The organism is Chamaesiphon sp. OTE_75_metabat_556 (assembly GCF_031378165.1).
Taxonomy (GTDB): Bacteria; Cyanobacteriota; Cyanobacteriia; order Cyanobacteriales; family Chamaesiphonaceae; genus Chamaesiphon.
Genome location: NZ_JANNDR010000396.1, coordinates 1 through 5456, shown reverse-complemented (window position 1 = coordinate 5456; position 5456 = coordinate 1). Strand labels below are relative to the sequence as shown.

The following is a 5456-nucleotide window of genomic DNA, read 5'->3' as shown; positions in this document are numbered from 1 at the left end:
GTCTGGGGATATGCTTTGCTAGTGGGTGGGTTTAATTTGATGGGAGCGGAGTTTTGTGTTTTTGTCTTAAATGTTGGGGTGGATCGCTTGATCGAGATTAGCTCTAGTTTGTACAAATGGAGATTGTTGGCATTGAATCTGTACACAATTTATCAATTTACCTGAGTTGATGTCTGTCACCAATCGATCCAAACCATCGATACTACTAAATCTCTCCCAACTCCCAACTCGAAAACCCCAACTAAACTGGCATCAAAGCCTTAACTTTACCATCTAAAGATTTCATTAGAGATTCAAAGGGTTTGACGAATTTATCGATCCCGTCGATCAGGAGTTCACCCATGACGCTATCGAGATCGATATTCACATCGGGATCTTTGAGGCTGGCGATGAGGCGGTAGGCTTCATCGATGCCTGCTTCGATCCGGCTAGCGGGATCGCAATGGTCGGCACAGGCTTCGATCGTGCTGGGTGGTAAGGTGTTGACGGTATCGTTGCCGACGAGTCCATCGACGTACATGACGTCGCTGTAACTGGGGTCTTTGGTGCCGGTGCTGGCCCAGAGCAGGCGTTGAACGCGCGCGCCTTTGGCGGCGAGTTGTTTCCAGCGATCGGTCGCGATGATTTTTTTGTATTCTTGGTAGGCGATTTTGGCGTTGGCGATCGCAATTTTGCCTTTGAGGGCGGAGATTTTTTCGGTTTTGGTGGGATCGGGCAGGTGTTTGAGGAGCTGGTCTAGTTTACTATCGATGTTGGTGTCGATCCGGCTGAGGAAGAAGCTGGCAACAGAGGAGATGTTGCTGATGTCTTCGTCTTTGGCGGCGCGGGTTTCTAAGCCACGAATATATGCCCAGGCGGATTCAACGTAGCTGGCGACGGAGAACAGCAGGGTGACGTTGACGCTGATGCCTTCACTAATCATCTGTTCGACGGCGGGTAAGCCTTCGGGGGTGCCAGGAATTTTGATCATCACGTTGGGGCGACCGATCTCGCCATAGTAGCGACGGGCTTCGCTAATGGTGCTGGCGGTATCAGCGGCGATGGTGGGGGGGACTTCGATGCTGACGTAGCCGTCGATCCCGTTGGTTTTGTCATAAACGGGACGCAGGATGTCGCAGGCTTGACGGATATCGGTGAAGATTAGGGATTCATAGATATCGTTGAGGGATTTGCCGGCTTTAATCCCTTCCTCGATTTGTTGATCGTAAATGGCGTTGCCGGCGATCGCTTTCTCAAAAATTGCGGGGTTGGAGGTGATTCCCAAGACGCCACGGGTATCGATCAGTTGGGCGAGTTCGCCAGAGGTGAGGAGATCGCGGCTGAGATTGTCCATCCAAATACTTTGGCCGTATTCTTGTTCGATCGTCAGTAATGGGTTTTGGTCGGTTGATGACATAATCGATCGTTACTCCGGTAATGATTGTTGATGATGCTCTCGACCCAGCGGTGATGCCTAAGATGACTCTTTAGTGGCTCATGCCAATCGATGCGAGCTGGAAAATAAGTTATCGAAAAGATTTTATTTGGTAGTTATTTATAATTTGGCGATGGCATGTCTACCCAATCCTAGCTTGGCAAAATCTTAAAGCCAACCCGATCGCCTTTCCCCAGCTCTAGCTGTTGCCAAGCGAATCGTCAATCGATCGCTATTTCCCGCATTTTAGCCGATCGACATCAAAATATGAGCGTTAACGAACACAAAATTGGCTGAGATCTTGCCGATTTAACTGTGGATCGCTGGGGACCGCCGATCGAGAGGTCTTGCGGATTTGATACACTCAGCCTATCGCCGATTCGGTTAAAAGAATATGGAATTTTGGAGTCAAGTCTTAGATCTCGCCCGTACTACCGCAACTAGAGTCGGAGCACAACTGTTGCTGGACTTTGGACGCGTCCAGGGATTGGAAAAAGCTGATGGTAGTTTAGTTACGCAGTCTGATGAATGGGCGGATCGGGAGATTCGATCGAGTATTGCGGCAGTGTTTCCCGAACATGCGATTCTGAGTGAAGAGAACGAGCATGGGTTCACTGATGCCCAATGGACGTGGATTATCGACCCCCTGGATGGGACTACCAATTTTACGCGGGGGATTCCATTGTGGGGGATTTCGATCGGGTTACTCTACAATGGCGAGCCAGTATTTGGCTATGTCTATTTTCCACCTGTCAATCAAAGTTTCCACGGTTATTGGGCGGGATCTACAGGCTTAGATCTACCGACTGGGGCTTATTTGAATGACAAACCAATTCACGTCAGTCAGGATTCGCCGAGTAGCAATCATTTCTTCAGTTTGTGCGCCCGCAGTCTCCAGATCTGGCAACCAGGATTTCCTTGCAAAATTCGGATGCTCGGTGTCGCGACGTATAACTTCTTGGCGGTGGCTGCTGGCGCGAGTCTGGGTGGAGTGGAAGCAACTCCCAAAATCTGGGATCTCGCGGCTGTCTGGGCGATCGTCCATGCCGCTGGTGGGACGTGGATATCGCTGAGAGCCGAACCGACTTTCCCGGCAGTTTTCGGGCGCAATTACGGCAACTATGCGCTGCCCAGTCTGATTGTCAATCATCCAGCATTGGCAGATCTGCTGTTACCGCTGATGGATTCGATTCGGAAGTAGTTTTTAGGCTTTAGGTTTTAGGCTTTAGGCTTTAGAACGTAGAGGGTAGAGTGGGTAGAGTGAATAGAGTTTGGACAAAATTACTCAGTCCCCCGTCCCCTCGTCTCCCAGTCTCCCAGTCTCCGATCCCTATTCCGCTGGTGTAGAACTAGTAGCACTAGCCGCTGCCTCAACTTTCGCCTGTTCGCGCTTCTCACGTTTTTTGCGTTCGGCTTCGGCTAAATCTGCCATAACAGCTTCCATTTGAACGAGTTTATCCAAGTTGCTGCGGTAAGTATCGAGATCTTTTTGAACTTTCTCAGTGGGCAGGTGTAGCCCCTCGCCAATCTGGACGATCGCGGCTTCGCGTTTTTTCTCGTCTTTGAGAATATCCGGTGCTGCTTGTTCGAGAATCGTAAATAAACCGATCCCGAATAACCGACTGTATTTGAATTTTGGGTTGCTGGCGATCGCGCCGAGCGTGCTGGCTACTTGTGCCCCAATCCCATCACCACTGGGATGAGCCAGCCAATTGGCGATATCTTGTCCTTGCATACTCTGGGCAAATTCTTGGACGCCAGCAGCATCTTTACGGTACTGCTCGGCATTCCCGCCCATCGATTGACACAACGCGACAAAGATCGATTGTTTATCGGTTTCGGGACGATAACTGGTCATAAATCTGTCGAAGCTACTGACTACACCCAATGCGTAAATTGGATCGTAGGCAAAATCAACATTGGTAGACAGCAAATGCATTTCTACCATTAGTTCTTCTACTACGCGCCGATAAATCGAATTAATCGGTCGGGTATGTTTGGAGTAAAAATTACGTTTAGTATCGGAGACAGTACTCAGGTTATTCACCGGGATATATAAAGTTTGGTTAACAATACTTAATTATCGTCGATCGCCGACCCAATACGCAAAGATCGCGATCCCCAGTTTCGGTGCGATCAGGCTGAAACGCCTGTATATCAACTGCAATCGGCAATTAATAGCAACCGCGAATCGGATCGAGCCAGATCTTTTGTGCTTTTATGCGGATACTTTTGACCGATCGAGAAGGCATTCTAGTAATAACAGGTAACGATTTTTACATTTTTTAAGTAGCAGAGTTGATATGGCGCGGAATCTACAATTAGCAGTATGGCTAGCAGTTGGCACGATGGCGATCTCGATGGTTGGCCAGCCGCGAGCATCCGCTCGAATGTTCGCGCCCAACGAGCGACAGGCTGCTGTCGATATTCGACCAGTCGCAGCGACGCAGCAATATCAGGACGGCTTAACTGCTGTCGCTGCTGGTAATATGAACCAAGCGATGACTAATTTTGATCGTGCCATCAAACTCGATCCGCAATATTTCCAAGCTTATATCGAACGCGGCAATGTCAAAACTGAAGTCGGCGATCTCCCTGGAGCGGTGGCTGACTATACTACGGCCATTCAACTCAATCCTAAATCTGTTGCTGCTTACTACAATCGCGGGACGGTCTTGAGTAAAAGCGGTCGCCATCAAGCGGCAATCGCCGACTATAACACGGCTATCCGCATCGATCCTCAATACGCGCAAGCCTATATGAATCGCGGTAACGAACTTGACGATCTCGGCGATAGTGCTGGGGCCATCGCCAGTTACGATCGCGCCATCCAAATTAGACCCGATTATGCACTCGCCTATCTCAACAGGGGTATCGCCCACGGTCGAGCGGGACATCGCTCCCAAGCCGTCACCGATCTCCAATTGGCCGCAAAATTATTCAAACAGATGGGAAATATCGATCGCTACAATCGCACTCTCCAAATTATCAATAGTTTCTAATTTAGAACTTTAGAACCACTCAAGCTGACTAGCTGCAACTGCATCCGATCGTCTCATCCCCTATAATTGAGGAGAAAGTTCAGACATTAAGTTCTTCGATGACTCCAGAAGTAGACAGCAATCTGCCAGCGAATACCGAACTGAGTACTGCACTATGGTCACCAGACGAAGATTCGAGCGATCTGAGCGATCTCGATGGCGATAAGTTAGACCAACTCCCAGCAGACGTGGAGATGTCTTTTTTCGACCATTTGGAGGAGTTACGCCAGCGGATATTTTACGCGATTATTGCGGTGGCGATCGGTGCGGCTGGTTGTTTTGTCTATGCCAAGCAAATCGTCCAAGTCTTAGAAATTCCCGCGATTGGCATCAAGTTTCTCCAATTAGCTCCTGGTGAATACTTTTTTGTCTCGGTGAAGGTGGCTGGTTATTGTGGCTTATTAGTCGCTAGCCCAGTGGTTCTCTACCAAATTATCCAATTTGTGATCCCTGGTTTGACGCGGCGCGAGCGTCAGCTAGTATTACCTGTAGTGGTTGGTTCTTCGGTGTTGTTTGTTGCTGGGATTGCGTTTGCTTACTACGCACTGATTCCGGCTGCTTTAAATTTTTTGATCGGCTATGGCGAAGATGTCGTCGAACAGGCTTGGTCGATCGATCGCTATTTTGAATTTGTCTTGGTGTTATTGTTTGCAACGGGTTTGCTATTTGAATTACCTGTCGTCCAAATTTTGTTATCGCTACTCGGTATTCTCTCTTCCAAGCTGATGTTATCTGGCTGGAAAAGCGTGGTCGTCGGCTCGATGGTCGTCGGTGCGATCGTCACTCCCTCTACCGATCCCTTGACTCAAAGTTTGTTAGCAGGTGCTGTTTTAGCTTTGTATTTTGGTGGGGTTGGGGTGGTTAAATTATTGGGTAAGTAGAGCGGGGAGTTGGGAATAGACAATAAACATAGTATTGACCCTCGCTCGGCTCTCCCCAAATTCCACTCACATCCGCCGCTCTGCAATGTTAACTATCGCTGACTGTCAGGACGTCGTTTT

At 49.0% G+C, this 5456-nt stretch carries 5 protein-coding genes; 3 read left to right on the top strand and 2 right to left on the bottom strand.

Going from position 1 to position 5456, the window contains the following annotated elements; translation table 11 throughout:
- Window positions 1-241: 241 nt before the first annotated feature.
- Window positions 242-1396, bottom strand: a complete 1155-nt coding sequence (gene tal, locus RMO27_RS16055) for a transaldolase (protein WP_309734296.1) — start codon at window positions 1394-1396, stop codon at window positions 242-244.
- 412 nt (window positions 1397-1808) lie between these two features.
- Between tal and RMO27_RS16050 the strand changes: the two genes are divergently transcribed.
- Window positions 1809-2615, top strand: coding sequence for an inositol monophosphatase family protein (locus tag RMO27_RS16050; protein WP_309734294.1), 807 nt, complete (start codon window positions 1809-1811; stop codon window positions 2613-2615).
- Window positions 2616-2744: 129 nt separating this feature from the next.
- On the opposite strand, the gene psb29 is transcribed toward RMO27_RS16050, so the two are convergent.
- Complete coding sequence (gene psb29, locus RMO27_RS16045; RefSeq protein ID WP_309734292.1) at window positions 2745-3461, bottom strand: photosystem II biogenesis protein Psp29; 717 nt, start codon at window positions 3459-3461, stop codon at window positions 2745-2747.
- 256 nt (window positions 3462-3717) lie between these two features.
- On the opposite strand from psb29, the gene RMO27_RS16040 reads away from it, so the two are divergent.
- Window positions 3718-4416, top strand: a complete 699-nt coding sequence (locus tag RMO27_RS16040) for a tetratricopeptide repeat protein (protein ID WP_309734290.1) — start codon at window positions 3718-3720, stop codon at window positions 4414-4416.
- Window positions 4417-4514: 98 nt separating this feature from the next.
- The gene (gene tatC, locus RMO27_RS16035) at window positions 4515-5336 is read left to right on the top strand and encodes a twin-arginine translocase subunit TatC (RefSeq protein WP_309734288.1); all 822 of its coding nucleotides are present in this window, start codon (window positions 4515-4517) and stop codon (window positions 5334-5336) included.
- Window positions 5337-5456 lie beyond the last annotated feature (120 nt).